General features: G+C 67.6%; 20 protein-coding genes. 12 read left to right on the top strand and 8 right to left on the bottom strand.

Features of this window, described 5'->3' with window-relative positions:
• Window positions 1-152: 152 nt before the first annotated feature.
• Entirely contained in the window at window positions 153-824 is a 672-nt protein-coding gene (locus RWO82_RS11510; RefSeq protein WP_042538973.1) for a TrkA family potassium uptake protein, read from the bottom strand.
• Window positions 817-2,247 (bottom strand): potassium transporter TrkG, encoded by a 1,431-nt coding sequence (locus tag RWO82_RS11505; protein ID WP_314427055.1) that lies wholly within the window; start codon window positions 2,245-2,247, stop codon window positions 817-819. Before RWO82_RS11505 ends, RWO82_RS11510 begins: the two co-directional genes overlap by 8 nt.
• A gap of 102 nt (window positions 2,248-2,349) precedes the next feature.
• On the opposite strand from RWO82_RS11505, the gene RWO82_RS11500 reads away from it, so the two are divergent.
• A complete protein-coding gene (locus RWO82_RS11500) occupies window positions 2,350-2,766 on the top strand; it encodes a metalloregulator ArsR/SmtB family transcription factor (protein ID WP_314427052.1) in 417 nt (138 codons plus the stop codon).
• A gap of 192 nt (window positions 2,767-2,958) precedes the next feature.
• Here the strand turns inward: RWO82_RS11500 and RWO82_RS11495 are convergent, their stop codons facing one another.
• Together RWO82_RS11495 and RWO82_RS11490 are read right to left on the bottom strand one after the other, a co-directional pair.
• Window positions 2,959-3,777: an ABC transporter permease gene (locus RWO82_RS11495; RefSeq protein WP_314427050.1), complete on the bottom strand. Its 819-nt coding sequence runs from the start codon at window positions 3,775-3,777 to the stop codon at window positions 2,959-2,961.
• Window positions 3,774-4,655 carry an ATP-binding cassette domain-containing protein gene (locus tag RWO82_RS11490; RefSeq protein ID WP_314427047.1) on the bottom strand — a complete coding sequence of 294 codons (882 nt, stop codon included), beginning with the start codon at window positions 4,653-4,655 and terminating at the stop codon, window positions 3,774-3,776. The genes RWO82_RS11495 and RWO82_RS11490 overlap by 4 nt, the downstream gene beginning before the upstream one ends.
• Before the next feature lie 105 nt (window positions 4,656-4,760).
• On the opposite strand from RWO82_RS11490, the gene RWO82_RS11485 reads away from it, so the two are divergent.
• From RWO82_RS11485 to RWO82_RS11440, 10 genes are all read left to right on the top strand, one after another.
• Complete coding sequence (locus RWO82_RS11485; protein ID WP_314427044.1) at window positions 4,761-5,690, top strand: TetR/AcrR family transcriptional regulator; 930 nt, start codon at window positions 4,761-4,763, stop codon at window positions 5,688-5,690.
• 29 nt (window positions 5,691-5,719) lie between these two features.
• Window positions 5,720-6,649: a cyclase family protein gene (locus RWO82_RS11480; protein ID WP_314427041.1), complete on the top strand. Its 930-nt coding sequence runs from the start codon at window positions 5,720-5,722 to the stop codon at window positions 6,647-6,649.
• Window positions 6,650-6,726: 77 nt separating this feature from the next.
• On the top strand, window positions 6,727-6,918 hold the full coding sequence (locus RWO82_RS11475; RefSeq protein ID WP_053098849.1) for a helix-turn-helix domain-containing protein: 192 nt from the start codon (window positions 6,727-6,729) through the stop codon (window positions 6,916-6,918).
• Window positions 6,919-7,065: 147 nt separating this feature from the next.
• Window positions 7,066-7,164 carry a 30S ribosomal protein bS22 gene (locus RWO82_RS11470; RefSeq protein WP_003792170.1) on the top strand — a complete coding sequence of 33 codons (99 nt, stop codon included), beginning with the start codon at window positions 7,066-7,068 and terminating at the stop codon, window positions 7,162-7,164.
• 81 nt (window positions 7,165-7,245) lie between these two features.
• Window positions 7,246-7,548, top strand: a complete 303-nt coding sequence (locus tag RWO82_RS11465; RefSeq protein ID WP_314427034.1) for a rhodanese-like domain-containing protein — start codon at window positions 7,246-7,248, stop codon at window positions 7,546-7,548.
• Window positions 7,545-7,835: a glutaredoxin family protein gene (locus tag RWO82_RS11460; protein WP_314427032.1), complete on the top strand. Its 291-nt coding sequence runs from the start codon at window positions 7,545-7,547 to the stop codon at window positions 7,833-7,835. Before RWO82_RS11465 ends, RWO82_RS11460 begins: the two co-directional genes overlap by 4 nt.
• Window positions 7,832-8,131 (top strand): Dabb family protein, encoded by a 300-nt coding sequence (locus RWO82_RS11455; protein ID WP_314427031.1) that lies wholly within the window; start codon window positions 7,832-7,834, stop codon window positions 8,129-8,131. The genes RWO82_RS11460 and RWO82_RS11455 overlap by 4 nt, the downstream gene beginning before the upstream one ends.
• Window positions 8,132-8,278: 147 nt before the next feature.
• Entirely contained in the window at window positions 8,279-9,094 is an 816-nt protein-coding gene (locus RWO82_RS11450; protein ID WP_314427029.1) for a basic amino acid ABC transporter substrate-binding protein, read from the top strand.
• A 34-nt stretch (window positions 9,095-9,128) separates the two neighbouring features.
• Window positions 9,129-9,926, top strand: coding sequence for an amino acid ABC transporter permease (locus tag RWO82_RS11445; RefSeq protein WP_314427027.1), 798 nt, complete (start codon window positions 9,129-9,131; stop codon window positions 9,924-9,926).
• Complete coding sequence (locus tag RWO82_RS11440; RefSeq protein ID WP_314427024.1) at window positions 9,923-10,678, top strand: amino acid ABC transporter ATP-binding protein; 756 nt, start codon at window positions 9,923-9,925, stop codon at window positions 10,676-10,678. The genes RWO82_RS11445 and RWO82_RS11440 overlap by 4 nt, the downstream gene beginning before the upstream one ends.
• Window positions 10,679-10,755: 77 nt before the next feature.
• On the opposite strand, the gene RWO82_RS11435 is transcribed toward RWO82_RS11440, so the two are convergent.
• From RWO82_RS11435 to RWO82_RS11420, 4 genes are read right to left on the bottom strand one after another with little or no spacing between them, the layout of a single operon-like run.
• Window positions 10,756-11,835: an ABC transporter ATP-binding protein gene (locus RWO82_RS11435; RefSeq protein ID WP_314427022.1), complete on the bottom strand. Its 1,080-nt coding sequence runs from the start codon at window positions 11,833-11,835 to the stop codon at window positions 10,756-10,758.
• Window positions 11,832-12,626, bottom strand: a complete 795-nt coding sequence (locus RWO82_RS11430; RefSeq protein ID WP_314427020.1) for an ABC transporter permease subunit — start codon at window positions 12,624-12,626, stop codon at window positions 11,832-11,834. The genes RWO82_RS11435 and RWO82_RS11430 overlap by 4 nt, the downstream gene beginning before the upstream one ends.
• Window positions 12,623-13,570, bottom strand: coding sequence for an ABC transporter permease (locus RWO82_RS11425; protein ID WP_314427018.1), 948 nt, complete (start codon window positions 13,568-13,570; stop codon window positions 12,623-12,625). Before RWO82_RS11425 ends, RWO82_RS11430 begins: the two co-directional genes overlap by 4 nt.
• The gene (locus tag RWO82_RS11420; protein WP_314427016.1) at window positions 13,567-14,703 is read right to left on the bottom strand and encodes an extracellular solute-binding protein; all 1,137 of its coding nucleotides are present in this window, start codon (window positions 14,701-14,703) and stop codon (window positions 13,567-13,569) included. The genes RWO82_RS11425 and RWO82_RS11420 overlap by 4 nt, the downstream gene beginning before the upstream one ends.
• 169 nt (window positions 14,704-14,872) lie before the next feature.
• Here RWO82_RS11420 and RWO82_RS11415 point away from each other — a divergent pair, with 169 nt between their 5' ends.
• Window positions 14,873-15,700, top strand: coding sequence for a TSUP family transporter (locus RWO82_RS11415; RefSeq protein ID WP_314427013.1), 828 nt, complete (start codon window positions 14,873-14,875; stop codon window positions 15,698-15,700).
• Window positions 15,701-15,710: the final 10 nt, after the last annotated feature.

Raw genomic sequence — 15,710 nt, 5'->3', positions numbered from 1 at the left:
CCGCATCTCGCGCGGTGTGCCGCATCTCGCGCGGTGTGCCGCATCTCAGCGAACCCGGGCGCAGCGGACCCCGGTCCAGCGGATGCCAGTCCAGCGAACGGCGGTCCGGTGGATGCCGGTCGGGCCGATCGCAGCTCAGCCGGAGACGGGCGTCAGCGGTCGAGAGCGGCGAACCGCTCGATGTCGCTGTTGGTGCCCGACACGATGATGAGGTCGTGATTGGTCACGATGGTGTTCGCCTCGGCGTAGCGGAACGGCTTGCCGGGGCTCTTCACGCCGACGACCGTGACCTTGTACTTGCTGCGCACGCCGGATTCGTTCAGGCCCACGCCGCGGATGAACTTGGGTGGGTACATCTTCGCCAGCACGAAGTCGTCGTCGAAGCGGATGAAGTCGAGCATCCGGCCGGAGACGAGGTGGGCGACGCGCTCACCTGCTTCACGCTCGGGATAGATCACGTGGTTGGCGCCGACGCGCGCGAGGATCTTGCCGTGCGACTGCGAGACGGCCTTCGCCCAGATCTGGGGCACCTTGAGGTCGACCAGGTTCGCGGTGATCAGCACCGACGCCTCGATCGACGAGCCGACGGCGACCACGGCCACCTGGAAGTCCTGGGCGCCGATCTGACGCAGAGCGTCGATGTTCTTGGCGTCGGCCTGCACCGTGTGGGTCACACGGTCCGACCACTTCTGCACGAGCTCGAGATTGCCGTCGATCGCGAGCACCTCGCGGTCGAGGCGGTCGAGCTCGCCAGCGCATGCGGCGCCGAAGCGGCCGAGGCCGATGACGAGTACGGGAGCGTCGCCCCGGAGCACTTCAACCAACGATCGGCCTTTCCACGGGCAGCGAGTAATACTGCGATCGCGATGTCGCGGCGACTGCCGCGGCGAGAGTCACTGTACCAACGCGCCCCATGAAGATGGTGGTCGCGAGCACGTACGTGGCAGAATCGGGAAGCTCGGCGGTGAGGCCCGTCGAGAGGCCGACGGTGCCGAACGCCGAGATCACATCGAAGAGCACGTAGCTGATGTCCGCCTTGGTGATCTGAGCGATGACGATCGTCGAGAGCGCCACGATCGTGGCGCCCCAGGCCACGACGCTGAGCGCCACGCGCTGCACGTCGCTGGGGATGCGGCGGCCGAAGACCTCGACCGACTGGCGTCCCTTGGCCTCCGACCACACGGCGATCGCGAGCACGGCGAGAGTCGTGACCTTGATTCCTCCGGCGGTGGACGCCGACCCGCCACCGACGAACATCAGCATGCTCGCGGCCAGCAGCGATGAGCCGTTCAGGTCGTCCATCTCGATCACGTTGAAGCCGCCGGAACGGGTCATCGCCGAGAGGAAGAACGCTTGGAACGTGGTGTCCGCGGCATCCATCGAGCCGAACGTCTTCGGGTTGTTGTACTCGAGGACCAGGAAGACGGCCGCGCCGAGGACGAACAGGAGAACAGTGGTGACGAGGGTGAGCTTGGTGTGCAGAGACCACTTCTTCACGTGCCAGACGTGCTTGGCCAGCGTGTAGATGACGGGGAACCCGATGCTGCCGAGGAAGACGCCGACCATCAGCAGGGAGAGCACGAGATAGTCGTCGGCGAAGACGGCAACGCCGCCGTCGTTGGGGGCGAACCCGGTGTTCGTGAACGCCATGGCGGCGAAGTAGGGCGCTTCCCACAGAGCGGCGATCGGCTCGACCTCGGCCATCACCAGGGCCGGATAGAGGAGCACGGCGAGCGCCCCCTCGATGATGAGAGCCGACAGTGCGACGGTGCGCAGGAGTTGTCCGACCTCACCCAGTCGCACGGTCTGGCTCTCGTTCACGACACCGCCGTGTGCGCGCAGCGGGTTCGTGTCGCCGGCGGCCATGAGCTTGGCGCGCAGCCCGAGTCGCTTCGAGATGACCAGGCCCATCAGGGATGCGAGCGTGAGCACGCCCAGCCCGCCGATGTTCACGCCGATGAAGATCAGCACGTGGCCGAAGGGAGACCAGTGGTTCGCCATGTCGACGGTCGCGAGGCCGGTGACGCAGATGGTGGAGACGGCGGTGAAGAGAGCGTCGGCGAGCGGGGTGACGGTTCCTGCCGCAGACGCGATCGGGAGGGACAGCAGCACTGTGAACACGAGGATGAGCAGCGCGAAGATCACGATCGCGAAGCGGGACGGCGACGACGTGATCAGGTGTTTGCCCCACGACGCGGCACTCTGCAGTCGCTGTCGAGGCGACGACGCCGAAGCGAGGCCCGACATCGTGTCCCCTTTCGCTAGACGGCCGCGTGAGTGCGGTCGCTCGGACATGCGCGCCGAGCCTTCGTCATGGTACTCCGTGCCAGGGACGACTACCCTGATCTCATGACAGACATCTTCGACGTGATCGCAGACGGCACGAGGCGCGACATCCTCCAGCTCCTCCTGCGTCGCACGTCGGAAGGCGACGCCGGCACGAGCGTCAGTCACATCGTGGCCGATCTCGGCATCAGCCAGCCCACGGTCTCCAAGCACCTCAAGGTGTTGCGCGAGGCCGAGCTCGTGAGCGTCCGTGAAGACGGCCAACGCCGTTTCTACAGCCTCTCGGTCGCGCCTCTCGAGGCTGTCGACGACTGGCTCGTGCCGTTCCTGATGGATGCGTACGGCGACGATGCGCCCGACGTCGACTACCCGGGTCTGCCGCTTCCCGACGGAGCCGCGCATGCCGCGGAGGTCGTGGGCCGGGCGGCGGCGTCGGCGAAGCACGTGGTCGCCAACGCGTTCAAGCGCTTCGGCGCCTGACCCCGCGACCCACATCGCCCCCGGCGACAGGGGGGCATGTCGTCGGGGGCGAGGCTGCGGGCCCCAGCCCGCCGGGACTCTGATGGTGCCATCGTGAGTCCCGAGATGAGCTTCTCATCGCACCCTGGACGCAACCGGCGTGCGCGCTATGACTCCGCTGAGACCCGGGCTCCCTCGGGCTGGGATCCGGTCTCAGCGTCGGGCCGCCTTCCGGCGGAACAGCCAGGACCCCCAGATCACAGCTGAGGCCAGGATGACCAGGCACCAGGCGATGGCCCAGAGGGGCGCGGCGTCGAGGGGAGTGCCGGTGAGCAGGCCGCGGATCGTGTCGACGATCGGAGTGATCGGTTGATTCGCCGCGACGGGCTGGAGCCAGGTCGGCATGCTCTCGACCGGCACGAACGCACTCGACAGGTATGGCAGGAACAGCAGGATGAAGCCGTATCCGTTGGCTCCCTCGGGTGAACCCGCGGCGAGCCCGATCGCGGCGAAGAGGTAGGTCATCGCCAGGATGTAGAAGACGATCAGCGCGGCCACCGCGAGCCATCGGAGCGGGGAAGCGTCCGGTCGGAATCCCACGAGGATGCCGACCACGATGACGATCGCCGTCGCGACCGTGTTGCGGAGCAGGCTCGCCACCACGTGGCCGGTGAGTACCGCGTTGCTGCGGAGTGGCATCGTTCGGAAGCGGTCGATGATCCCCGTGCGCATGTCGTTGGCGACGTAGACGGCTGTCGACGATGCGCCGAACCCGGCGCACGTCAGGATGATGCCGGGGACGACATAGTCGACGTAGTCGCCCGAGGGGTCGATCGCCCCGCCGAACACCCATGTGAACATGAGCATGAGCATCACGGGCAGCAGAACCGCCATGAGCAGCGATTCGCCGTCGCGGAGCGAATGACGAAGGCTGCGCCCGACGAACACGGCTTCTGCCGCGAGGCCGCGCAGTCGAGGGCGGGGGGAGATCGGAGGCGGGGCGAGCAGTCCGTCGGCATCCGTGGCGTTCATGATCGTCCTTTCGCGGTGTTCGATGTGGTGACGGCGAGGAACACGTCGTCGAGAGTCGGACGGCGGAGGGTCACGACGCCGTCGCGTCCCTCCTCGTCGAGGCGGTCGAGCGCGCGTCGCAGACCTGAGACGGTGCCGTCCGTCGCAATCCGTCGGATGATGTCGCCCTGGGGATCGTGCAGTTCGACGGTGTCGCCGCCGATCCGTGCCTTGAGCTCGTCCGGCGTGCCGATCGCGGCGATCCGTCCCCCGTGCAGCACGGCTATCCGGTCGGCGAGCTGATCGGCCTCCTCCAGGTACTGCGTCGTCAGGAAGACGGTCGTGCCCGCAGCCGCCATCGCGCGGATGAGGTCCCAGAGGTCGCGCCTGCTGCGGGTGTCGAGCCCGGTCGTGGGCTCATCGAGGAACAGCACCTCAGGAGTCACCACGAAGCTCAGCGCGAGGTCGAGTCTGCGCCGCATGCCGCCCGAGAAGGTGCGCACGGCTCGCGTGGCGGCCTCCGTCAGATCGAAGCGCGCGAGGAGCTCGGTCGCTCGCCGCGCCGCGTCGGCGCGCGGCATCCCGGCGAGGCGCGCGAACATCACCACGTTCTCGACCCCCGTCAGCGCGTCGTCGACGGCGGCCGACTGGCCGGTGAGGCTGATGCGGCGCTGCACGTCGGACGCCTGCGTGCGGGTGTCGAAACCCGCCACCCGGGCCGTGCCGCCGTCGGGGGCGATCAGTGTCGTGAGGATGTTGATCGTGGTGGTCTTGCCGGCGCCGTTCGGACCGAGCAGAGCGAACACCTCGCCGGCCGAGACGGTGAAGTCGAGGTCCTCGACGACGGCCTCGGCTCCGAAGGACTTGCGCAATCCGGCGACCTCGATCGCAGCGGTCATTCATCCGTTCCCTTCTCTGTGTACGGGCGAAACTGTATAGGTGCTACGCAACTGTGTATGACCGTAACACACTGTTTATCAAATAAACAGAAGTAGGATGGGCGCATGACCGAGACCGAACCTCCCGAGCTGCCCAGAGGCATCGCTCTGGCCTGGGGTGTGGCGGCGAATCCTCAGCGCGGTCCCAAGCGTGAGATGAGTGTCGAGCGGATCGTCGACGCGGCCGTCGAGCTCGCGGACGCCGACGGGATCGGCGCGGTGTCGATGGCGGCAGTGGCCGCGACCCTCGGGTTCACGCCCATGTCCCTCTACCGCTACGTGAGCGCGAAGGATGACCTTCTGCTGCTCATGCAGGAGCAGGCCATGGGTCTGCCGCCCGAGTCGATGCGCGAGCTCGACGGGTGGCGCGAGCGCCTCCTCGGCCTCTACGTGGAGCAGGTCCTGCTCTATCAACGCCACCCGTGGATGCTGTCCGTCCCGATCACCGGCTCACCGATCACCCCCAACAGCTCGGCGTGGCTCGACGCCTCGCTGGAGGCGCTCGAGGGGACACCCCTGTCCTCGGATGAGCGTGTGGCGGTCGCGCTGGCCGTGACCGGAAACGCTCGGTGGTGCGGGATCGTCCAGGCCGGCTACACCGAGCAGTCTCGCGGAAGCGGGCTCACCGCCGATCAGGTGGCGGTCCGAGAGTCCGAGCTGTACGACCGTGTGATCACCGCCGACGAGTTCCCCGCCCTGAGGCGAGCGATCGATGACGGCGTGTTCCTGTCCCCTGCAGACCCGTTCCGTTTCGGGATGGAGCGCGTCCTCGACGGAGTCGCGGCGTACATCGATGCACTCGATCGGGGAGTGGACCCGGAGCCGCCGACCGAGTGGATCGCCGTCGATCCCGCCGAACTCGCCGGTGACCGTCGGCTCAAAGAGGCGCAGAAGGCGGTGCGCGACGCCGAGAAGGCGCTGCGCGCGGCGCACAGGCTCGAACGGCAGGCGCTTCGCGAGGCGCGGGAACGGGTCGCTCGAGCATCCGCGCGCTGATCGGGTCGCGAGATTGCCATGATGTGATCATGACGACCGCATCGCCCTCGTTCCGCGCACACTTCGACTTCACGATCTCGTTCGCCAACGGCGGCGGCATGACCGGAGAGGGCTTCCGCCTCGATCTTCCCGGCCCGGAGCTCGGCGCCGAGGCGATCGGGGCGCTGCTCGTGCACCATCTCGGCCTCGCTCTCGTCAGCGCCGTCGAGCTGCGGAATCTGCGCATCGTCGAGGAGCCGCACCGGGGCAGCCGCGGCGTGGAGGAGCGTGCACCGCAGGCGCCGCGGGTGATCGATCTCAGCCACACGATCGAGGCGGGGCTGGTCACCTATCCGGGTCTGCCCGCGCCGACGATCACCCCGCACCTCACGCGCGAGGACTCCCGCTCGACGTACGCACCCGGCACCGAGTTCGCGATGGACATCATCACCATGATCGGGAACACCGGCACGTACCTCGACGCCCCGTACCACCGCTACGCCGACGGGGGAGACCTGGCCTCGCTCGAGTTGAGCTCGCTCGTGGGTCTGCCTGCGGAGGTGTTCCATCTGCGCGACGCGTGGAGTGCGCAGCGGAGAGGCATCGAGGCGGTGACACTCGCCGACCGCGAGCTGCGCGGTTCGGCGGTGCTGCTCGACACGGGGTGGAGCGAGCACTTCGGCACGCCCGAGTACGCACGAGGGGCCCCCTTCCTCACCGAGGCGGGAGCACGTTTCCTGGCGGATGCCGGGGTCGCCCTGGTCGGGATCGACTCGCTGAACATCGACGACACCGAGAGCGGAGGGGAGCGACCGGCGCACAGCATCCTGCTCGCGGCGGGGATCCATGTCGTCGAGCACCTGACGCGACTCGCCGACGTGCCCAGTCGCGGCGCGCGGTTCACGGCCGCTCCTCCGGCCGTGCGCGGATTCGGCACCTTCCCGGTGCGCGCTTTCGCGACCGTGGGCGATGCTCACTGATCACAGCAGTCACATGGGTTTACACGCGTCCCAGATTCCCCATAGAGTGTGCTCAAATCGAGAAAGGGGTACGTGGGATGCCCGAGGTTCCAGATGTCCGGTTCCTTACGGTGGCTGAGGTCGCCGAACTCATGCGCGTGTCGAAGATGACGGTGTATCGGATGGTGCACGCGGGTGAGCTGCCGGCCATCCGCTTCGGTCGCAGCTTCCGTGTCCCGGAGTCCGCCGTCGCGGAGGCGCTCCAGCGCCCGATCGCCGACGTCGGCTAGCGCCGATCGACGATCACCTCGCCCGTCGTCTGCACGGTGACAGTGAGGCCCGTTCGATTTGCTAGACTGATCCGAGGCATTTTTTCCGTGCCCGTACCCGGGTGTCGTCTCCGTGCGACGCCCAGCCACTGACTTAGTGAGGTTTCCGTGGGTTCTGTCATCAAGAAGCGCCGCAAGCGCATGGCGAAGAAGAAGCACCGCAAGCTGCTTCGTAAGACTCGCCACCAGCGCCGCAACAAGAAGTAAGCGGCAAGACACGAGCGCCTGTCTCCGGACGGGCGCTTTGTGTCTCTGCCCCCGGTTCGCCACAGTCGCAGGAGCATACGCATGAAGTCGATCACCGTCACCGAGCTCGCCGAGCGTTCGAACACCCCGCTCATCGATGTGCGCGAGGCGGATGAGTTCGCCGCGGGTCACGTTCCGGGAGCGGTCAACATCCCGATGTCCGAGATCGGCAACCGGCTGGAAGAACTCCCGTCGGAGTCCTTCGACGTCATCTGCCAGGCCGGCGGGCGATCGGCTCGTGTCGTCGAGGCGCTGGAGTCCCGCGGCTATGACGCGACCAACGTCGAAGGCGGCACGGGGGAGTGGATCGCGCAGGGGCGCTCTGTCGAGGTGCCTTCGGCGTGACCACGCTGACTCTGATCGGCAAACCCGACTGCCACCTGTGCGACGTCGCATCGGAGATCGTTGACGCGGTCGTCGCCGAGCTGCCGGATGCTGCAGCCGAGCGCATCGAGATCGTCGAGGCGTCGATCCACGACGATCCCGCGCTCTATGAGCTGTGGTGGGAGAAGATCCCGGTCGTGCTCATCGACGGTGACCTGCATGCCCACTGGCGGCTGTCCGCCGACCGCCTGCGCGAGGCCCTGGAGGCGGCTGTGCAGGCCGACGCCCTGAAGGGGGATGCACCATGATCCGTCACGTCGTGACGTGGAAGCTCGCCGCCGAGGATGCAGGTCTCCGTGCCGAGCAGGCGGCCGAGGTCGCCCGGCGACTCAACGCGCTCGAGGGAGTCGTGCCTCAGCTGCGCTCGATCTCGGCCGGCGCGAACGTCGCCTATCCCGAGGCGAACTGGGATGTCACGCTCGTCGCGGATGTGGATTCGATCGCCGCACTCGAGCAGTATCAGGTGCATCCGGCGCACGAAGAGGTCGTCGCGTACGTGCGCTCAGTGGTCGCCTCGCGCGTCGCCGTCGACTTCGAAGTGTGACCCGTAACACACCCGTCATATTCGGTCGCACTGCAACGCAAATGTAATCCGGAGAACGCCGTCGGCGGCACGTGCGCATCGGCCGTGCATGTTTAGATGTTCTCCTACCCGTCCGTGGGCACTCACCCTCGTCCTTCAGGAGCTGACATGCGCCGTCGCAACATCATCGCCGGGATCGCGCTCGCCGCGACCGCCACTCTCGCCCTCGCAGGCTGTGCGACGGGCAACGGAGACGCGGGCTCCGGCGAGCCGGCGGCCGGCGACGAATACGGCCTGATCGAGGCGGGCACTCTGACGGTCTGCTCCGACATCCCCTACGCTCCGTTCGAGTTCGAGGGCGGCGACAACGGCACCGGATACACCGGATTCGACATCGATCTGCTCGACGCCATCGCCAAGGAGCTCGACCTGAAGCTCTCGGTGCAGGACGTCGGATTCGACGCTCTGCAGTCGGGCACGACGCTCGCCGCCGGCCAGTGCGACGTCGGAGCCTCTGCCATGACGATCACCGACGAGCGCAAGGCGAACATCGACTTCTCCGAGCCCTACTACGACTCCCTGCAGTCGCTGCTCGTGCGCACCGACTCGGGCATCGAGTCGATCGACGACCTCTCGGGCAAGAACGTCGGCGTGCAGCAGGGCACGACGGGCGAAGCGTACGCCGCGGAGAACGCCGAGGGCGCCGAGCTCGTGCAGTACCCGTCCGACGGCGAGCTGTGGCCCGCGATGCAGGCCGGCCAGATCGACGCCATTCTGCAGGACCAGCCGGTGAACCTCGAGCACGAGAAGGCCGACAGCGCGTACAAGATCGTCGAGGAGTACGAGACCGGCGAGTCCTACGGCTTCGCCTACGCGAAGGGCGAGAAGGACGCGCTGCGCGAGGCGATCGACGGTGCGCTGCAGGATCTGCGCGACAGCGGCGAGTACCAGACGATCTACGACACGTACTTCACCGCGAAGTAATCGGCGAGCGACGTAGAGCAGGGAGACCTTGACAATGGCGTTGAGGCGCACCACGAAGAGCAAGCTGTACCGGTACTCCGTCTATGCGGTGCTGATCGCGGTCGCCGTCTGGCTGATCGTCAGCACCGACTGGGCGCGCATCGCTCAGCTGTACTTCAACCCGGAGATCGCAGCGAAGATGCTTCCGGGCATCATCACCACGGCGCTCGTGAACACACTGTGGTTCACGGCGGTCGCCTTCGCCGGCGGCCTGTTGCTCGGCATCGTGCTGGCGCTGCTGAAGCTCTCGAGCATCGGACCCTTCCGATGGATCGCGACGGCGTGGATCGAGCTGTTCCGTGGTCTTCCCGCGATCCTCACGATCTTCGCGATCGCGTTCATCCTGCCGATCGGTCTCGGCGTGCCGGGAACCCGGCTCGGCGGTCCGGTGGTGCTCGGCCTGATCGGTCTCATCCTGGTGGCATCGGCCTACATGGCAGAGACCATCCGTGCGGGCATCCAGGCCGTGCCGAAGGGGCAGACCGAGGCAGCGCGCTCTCTCGGCATGTCGCCCATGAAGACGACGTTCTGGATCGTCGTGCCGCAGGGTTTCCGGATCATCATCCCGCCGTTGACCAACGAGTTCGTGCTGCTGCTGAAGGACACGTCGCTGCTCTTCGTCGCCGGATCGTTCATCTGGTCGAAGGAGCTGACGAACTTCGCCCGTGACGCGAGCACACAGAACGCGAACGGAACCCCGTTGATCATGGCGGCGGTCCTGTACCTGATCGTCACGATCCCCCTCACGCGCTTCAGCGCGTACCTGGAACGAAGGATGTCGAGGCAGCGATGAGCACCGATCTGATTGACGTCCACGCGCCGGCGATCGACCTGCAGGGACTCGTGAAGAGCTTCGGCGACAACGAGGTGCTCAAGGGCATCGACCTCACCGTCACCGCCGGCGAGGTCGTCTGCATCATCGGCCCGTCGGGCTCCGGGAAGTCGACGCTGCTGCGCTCGGTCAATCTGCTCGAGGAGCCCACAGGCGGCAAGGTGCTGATCGAGGGCATCGACATCACCGACCCCGATGTCGACATCGACCGGGTGCGCACACGCATCGGCATGGTGTTCCAGAGCTTCAACCTCTTCCCGCACCTCGACGTGATGGGCAACCTCATGATCGCGCAGCAGCGCGTGAAGAAGCGGTCGAAGGCCGAGGCCGAGCGGGTCGCGAAGGAGATGCTCGGACGGGTGGGCCTCGCAGAGAAGGCCGACGCCTTTCCCGGGCACCTCTCGGGCGGTCAGCAGCAGCGCGTCGCCATCGCTCGGGCGCTGTGCATGAACCCCGACATGATGCTGTTCGACGAGCCGACGTCCGCTCTCGACCCCGAGCTGGTCGGCGAGGTCCTGCAGGTGATGCGCTCGCTCGCCGATGAAGGCATGACGATGCTCGTCGTCACGCACGAGATGGGCTTCGCCCGCGAGGTCGGGTCGCGCCTGATCTTCATGGACGGCGGCCACATCGTCGAAGAGGGCGACCCCCGCGAGGTGCTCGCCCACCCTCAGCATCCGCGTACCCAGGACTTCCTCGCCCGCGTGCTCTGAGCTCGCGACCCTCGAGTCGCGACGAGACCCCCTCCCGCTGAGTCAGTGGGAGGGGGTCTGTCGTCGATGAGAGCGATTCAGCCGCGCGGATGCACGGCCACGGGCTCGGGTGCGACGGCGATCCGCACACGATCTCCGAACGCCGGATGGATGCCGGGGGCGTGCTGCAGACGCACGAGTTCGCCCGACTCGGTGCGGACGAGCGTGCGGCGCATGCTGCCCAGGAACGTGCTCTCCTGCACGAGGGCGTCGGTGGCGGCATCCGCCTCGGACGCGAAGTGCACGTTCTCCGGGCGCAGGTACACATCGACCGGTCCGTCAGCGGGGGCCTGCAGCGGCAGCCTCTGCCCCCACACCACGACGTGGTCGCCTTCCGCGACGCCCGAGACGACACTCGACAGACCGACGAAGGCGGCGACCCCCGCGGTCGACGGGGTCGTGTACAGCTGCTCGGGGGTGCCGATCTGCTGGATGGTCCCCGCGTTCATCACGGCGATCCGGTCGGAGACCGCCAGCGCCTCCTCCTGGTCGTGCGTCACGAACACTGTCGTGATGCCGAGTCGCAGCTGGATACGGCGGATCTCGTCGCGCAGCTGCACCCGCACCTTGGCGTCGAGGGCGGACAGCGGCTCGTCGAGCAGCAGCACCTTCGGCTCGGTCACGAGTGCGCGGGCCAGGGCCACGCGCTGCTGCTGGCCGCCGGAGAGCTGGTGAGGGAAGCGGTCGGCGAAGTCGGCGAGCCCCACCAGGGCCAGGGCGTCGAGAGCCCGCTTCGAGGCCTCTGCCTTGCCGAGTCCACGGCGCCGCAGTCCGAACGCGGTGTTCTCCGCGACGCGCAGGTGCGGGAAGAGCGAATAGGACTGGAACACCATGCCGATGTCGCGCTTGTTCGTCGGGACGCGGGACACATCGCTCCCGCCGAGAAGCACCGCGCCGCTGTCGAGGCCCTCGAGCCCCGCGAGCACCCGCAGCAGCGTGGTCTTGCCGCATCCGGAGGGACCGAGCAGCGAGACGAACTCGCCGGGCGCGATGTCGAGGTCGACGCCGTGCAGCACGGTGTTGCCCGAGTAGCTCTTCACGATGCCCTGCAACTGCACCCGCGTGCCCTCGCCGGCCTCGGCGAGGAGCATGTTGTCGGCGGTCTGGGGGAGGGTCATGAGCGGGCCTTTCCGTTGCCGCGCGCGACGCGGCCGATGAGCAGGAGCAGGAGGAAGACGAACAGCAGCGCCAGCAGAGTGAAGATGGCCGGTGCGTACGGGTCCTGCTTCTGGACGACCACCATGGCCGTCTGGAACACCTGGCGGTTCAGGAGCGACGCGATCGTGAACTCGCCGAGGACGACGGCGATCGAGATGAGCGACGCCGCGAGCAGTCCCTGGCGCAGGTTCGGTGCGAGCACGGTGAGCACGACAGTCGGCCAGCTGGCACCGAGTGATCGGGCGGCCTCGGCGAGGGTGCGCAGGTCGGCGGCGTCGATGGACGCCTGGATCGAGCGGTAGGCGAACGGCAGCACGGTGATGCCATAGGCGAAGGCCAGTGTCCAGGTGCCCGTGCCGAGAGCGCGTCCGATCTGCAGGTAGATCGGCGCGAGCCCGACGACCAGCACGATCGCGGGGATCGAGATCGGCAGCAGCACTGCGAACTCGAAAACCGGCTTGAGCTTCGCGAAGCGCAGATCGACCAGGATCATCGTCGGCGCGAGCAGGAGGAGCACGATCGCGACCGTCACGACGGCCAGGATCAGCGAGTTGCCGAGCCCCATCCAGATCGGCTTGATGGCCGCCGACTTCGCGGGGTCGAACAGCGCGAACCAGCGCTCGAGGCCGAGGGTGCCGTCGGTCTGACGCAGCGTGTAGAGGAACGTGGAGATCAGCGGGATGGCGAAGAAGGCGCCGACGACGATGCCGATGACCCAGCGGGTCGCGAGAGAGGGGCCGAGACGGTTCATGACTGCCACCTCGCGGCTCGGCGCTGAATGAGTGAATACAGGGCCATCACGACTCCGACGATCACGATCATGCCGAGCGCGAGAGCGCCGGCGAGGTTCTCGCGGCCGAGTACGGTCTCGCTGGTGAGCGCGGCCCGGATCTGCAGCGGGACGATCTGCGCGCCCTGGCTCGCGAGGGCGGCGGCCGTGGCGTAGGACGAGAAGGCGTTCGCGAACAGCAGCAGGAGGCTGGCGAGGAACGAGGGCGCCAGCACCGGGATGCCGATGCGCAGCCAGAAGCTCGAGCGCGTGCCGCCGAGCGTGAGGTTCGCCTCGGCCCACTGCGGCTTGAGCGCGGCGAGGGCGGGCATGAACGTGATCACCATGAGGGGGACCTGGAAGTAGATGTACGGCAGGATCAGACCGGGGAGCTCGTAGAGCCAGGTGCCGTTCGCGAAGATGTCGATGCCGAAGGTGTCCTGGAGGAACAGCTTGAGCACTCCCTGGATGCCGATCGTCGCGATGAAGGCGAACGCGAGCATCACGCCGCCGAACTGGGCCAGCACGCCCGCCGCGGCATCCACGGTCGAACGGACGGCCCCATCGGGATTCATGCCGAGCAGGGCGTAGCAGACGAGGGCTCCGAGGATCGCGCCGACGACGGCGGTCAGCAGCGACAGCCCGGCGGAGTTCGCGAAGGTGGAGAGCACGACCGGGTCGGCCAGGGCCGAGACGTTGGCCACTGTGAACGCGCCGTCCTCGGTGAAGAACCCCGAACCGATCGCGAGGACGGTCGGCACGGCGAGGAAGAGAAGCACATAGGCCGCGAAGGGGACCAGCCCCAGCCAGGCCATGGACGGCGCCGAGCGCCGGGACCCGGAGACGAGGGGCCCGGCGCTGTCCGGAGTGAGGGGGACGGGGGCGGATGCCGTGGCATCCGCCCCCGTCGTGGTGGCGGTGGTCACTGGACCGCCGCTGCCCACTTCTCGCCGAGCAGCGTGCCGGCGTTGGTCGACTGCTCCTCGGTCGGGACGACCGTCTCGCTGGGGACCTCGGGAAGAGCCGCGGCCAGGTCGGCGTCGATCGTGCCGGCCTCGGTCATGGCCTCCATGCGAGCCGGACGTGCGCCGCCCTTGAGCCACAGGTTCTGCACCTCGTCGCTGTAGAGGAACTCCTGCCACAGGCGTGCGGCTGCCGGGTTCGGGGCGTCCTTGTTGATCGCCTGGTTGTAGTAGCCGGCGTAACCGGTGCCGTCGAGCACGACGACCTCCCAGTCGTCGTTGTCCGTGGCATGTGCCGCGTTCAGGTAGTCCCAGTCGAAGACGACGGGAGTCTCGCCGCTCGCGACGGTCGCCGTGGTGACGTCGACCTTGAGCAGGTTCCCGGCCTTCTGCAGCTCTGAGAAGAAGTCGATCCCCGGCTGGAAGTCGTCGAGCGTGCCGTCGGACTGCACCGTGGCGAGGCCGACAGCGGCGAACGCCGCACCGGCCTGTGTCGGGTCGCCGTTGATGGCGACGGCACCCTTGTAGGCGGCGTCCTTCAGGTCGTCGAGCGACTCGGGTGCGTCGAACTTCGACGAGTCGTAGCCGATCGACATGTATCCGCCGTAGTCGCCGACGAAGAGCCCGGTCGGCTCCTTGAGTGCATCGGGGATGTCGTCCCAGGTCTGCACCTGGTACGGCGCGAACACGTCGGTGTTCTGCAGGGCGACCGTGAGGCCGAGGTCGAACACGTCGGGTGCGGTGTCGAGCCCCTCATTGGTCTTCGCTGCCTGGATCTCTTCGGCGCTCGACACGTCGGGCGATGCCTCGTTGACGGTGATCTCGGGGTACTTCTCGACGAAGAGGTCGAGGATCTCGCCGTAGTTGGCCCAGTCGCGCGGCAGCGCGATGACGTTGAGCTGTCCCTCGGCCTTCGCTGCCTCCTCGAGCGCCTCGAACGAGCCGAAGTCCTCGACAGAGGTCGCCGAGGCGGCATCGGTCGACGTGTCGCCGCCGGAGGCGTCTGCCGCGCCGGAGCAGGCGGTCAGGCCGAGTACGGCGGTGGTGAACAGAGCGATGCCGGCGCCGATGCGCGCGCGGCGGGGGAAGTTCGTCATCAGGGTCCTCTCGGTGCCCGGCGGCGAGCGCCGGTTTCGGGTTGCGAGAGGACACTATGGGCCGCGGGTTGCCGGTCATCGCGGCTCGGGTGAACGAGAAGTGTCCAGGGTGTGACGGGTCGGACCGCCGTGGCGTCGGGGGACCCGCGGCGTCTGACATCCTGGAGTGATGGACATCGGCAGTGTGCTCGGGCTCGAACAGCTCACGTGGGGCACACTGATCCTCGTCATCGTCGCGGCGTTCGCGGCAGGGTGGATCGACGCGGTCGTGGGCGGAGGCGGGCTGCTGCAGCTCCCAGCGCTCCTGTTGATCCCCGGCATCTCGCCGATCCAGGCGCTCGCGACGAACAAGCTCGCCTCCGTCTTCGGCACGGCGACGAGCAGCGTCACGTACTACCGGCGCGCGAAGCCCGACATCCGCACGGCTCTGCCGATGGCCGCGATCGCGCTCGCCGGGTCGTTCGGGGGAGCGGCGGTCGCGACAGTTCTGCCTGCGGCGGCCTTCAAGCCGATCATCGTGGTCGCCCTCTTGGCGGTCGCGCTCTTCACGGCGTTCCGCCCGCAGATGGGCGCTGCGACGCGGCTGCGCTTCAGCGGGCACAAGCACCACATCACGGCGGGCCTCGCCGGGCTCGTCATCGGCTTCTACGACGGGCTGATCGGGCCGGGCACGGGAACGTTCCTGGTCATCTCGCTCGTGGCTCTGCTCGGATACGACTTCCTGCAGGCGAGCGCCAAGGCGAAGATCGTCAACCTCGCCACGAACACCGGAGCGCTGCTGCTCTTCATCCCTCACGGTGCGGTGCTGTGGCTGCTCGGCGGCATCCTCGCGGCTGCGAACGTCGCCGGCAGCTATCTCGGCTCGCGCATGGCGATCTCGAAGGGCGCGACGTTCATCCGCGTCGTGTTCCTGATCGTGGTGGTCGCCCTCATCGCGAAGCTCGGCGTCGACGTGTGGAACGAGAACATCGTTCCCGCGCTCGCGAGCCTGCGCTGAGTCGGCCCGT

Origin of the sequence: uncultured Microbacterium sp., from assembly GCF_963521645.1 — a bacterium.
Taxonomy (GTDB): Bacteria; Actinomycetota; Actinomycetes; order Actinomycetales; family Microbacteriaceae; genus Microbacterium.
This window is presented reverse-complemented; position numbering and strand designations above follow the sequence as displayed.

Excerpts from the sequence above, each read along its gene's own strand:
- RWO82_RS11505 (WP_314427055.1), bottom strand. The coding sequence starts at position 2,247 with ATGTCGGGCCTCGCTTCGGCGTCGTCGCCTCGACAGCGACTGCAGAGT.
- RWO82_RS11500 (WP_314427052.1), top strand. The coding sequence starts at position 2,350 with ATGACAGACATCTTCGACGTGATCGCAGACGGCACGAGGCGCGACATC.
- RWO82_RS11495 (WP_314427050.1), bottom strand. The coding sequence starts at position 3,777 with ATGAACGCCACGGATGCCGACGGACTGCTCGCCCCGCCTCCGATCTCC.
- RWO82_RS11450 (WP_314427029.1), top strand. The coding sequence starts at position 8,279 with ATGCGCCGTCGCAACATCATCGCCGGGATCGCGCTCGCCGCGACCGCC.
- RWO82_RS11430 (WP_314427020.1), bottom strand. The coding sequence starts at position 12,626 with ATGAACCGTCTCGGCCCCTCTCTCGCGACCCGCTGGGTCATCGGCATC.
- RWO82_RS11485 (WP_314427044.1), top strand. The coding sequence starts at position 4,761 with ATGACCGAGACCGAACCTCCCGAGCTGCCCAGAGGCATCGCTCTGGCC.
- RWO82_RS11465 (WP_314427034.1), top strand. The coding sequence starts at position 7,246 with ATGAAGTCGATCACCGTCACCGAGCTCGCCGAGCGTTCGAACACCCCG.
- RWO82_RS11420 (WP_314427016.1), bottom strand. The coding sequence starts at position 14,703 with ATGACGAACTTCCCCCGCCGCGCGCGCATCGGCGCCGGCATCGCTCTG.
- RWO82_RS11475 (WP_053098849.1), top strand. The coding sequence starts at position 6,727 with ATGCCCGAGGTTCCAGATGTCCGGTTCCTTACGGTGGCTGAGGTCGCC.
- RWO82_RS11440 (WP_314427024.1), top strand. The coding sequence starts at position 9,923 with ATGAGCACCGATCTGATTGACGTCCACGCGCCGGCGATCGACCTGCAG.
- RWO82_RS11415 (WP_314427013.1), top strand. The coding sequence starts at position 14,873 with ATGGACATCGGCAGTGTGCTCGGGCTCGAACAGCTCACGTGGGGCACA.
- RWO82_RS11490 (WP_314427047.1), bottom strand. The coding sequence starts at position 4,655 with ATGACCGCTGCGATCGAGGTCGCCGGATTGCGCAAGTCCTTCGGAGCC.
- RWO82_RS11455 (WP_314427031.1), top strand. The coding sequence starts at position 7,832 with ATGATCCGTCACGTCGTGACGTGGAAGCTCGCCGCCGAGGATGCAGGT.
- RWO82_RS11480 (WP_314427041.1), top strand. The coding sequence starts at position 5,720 with ATGACGACCGCATCGCCCTCGTTCCGCGCACACTTCGACTTCACGATC.
- RWO82_RS11445 (WP_314427027.1), top strand. The coding sequence starts at position 9,129 with ATGGCGTTGAGGCGCACCACGAAGAGCAAGCTGTACCGGTACTCCGTC.
- RWO82_RS11435 (WP_314427022.1), bottom strand. The coding sequence starts at position 11,835 with ATGACCCTCCCCCAGACCGCCGACAACATGCTCCTCGCCGAGGCCGGC.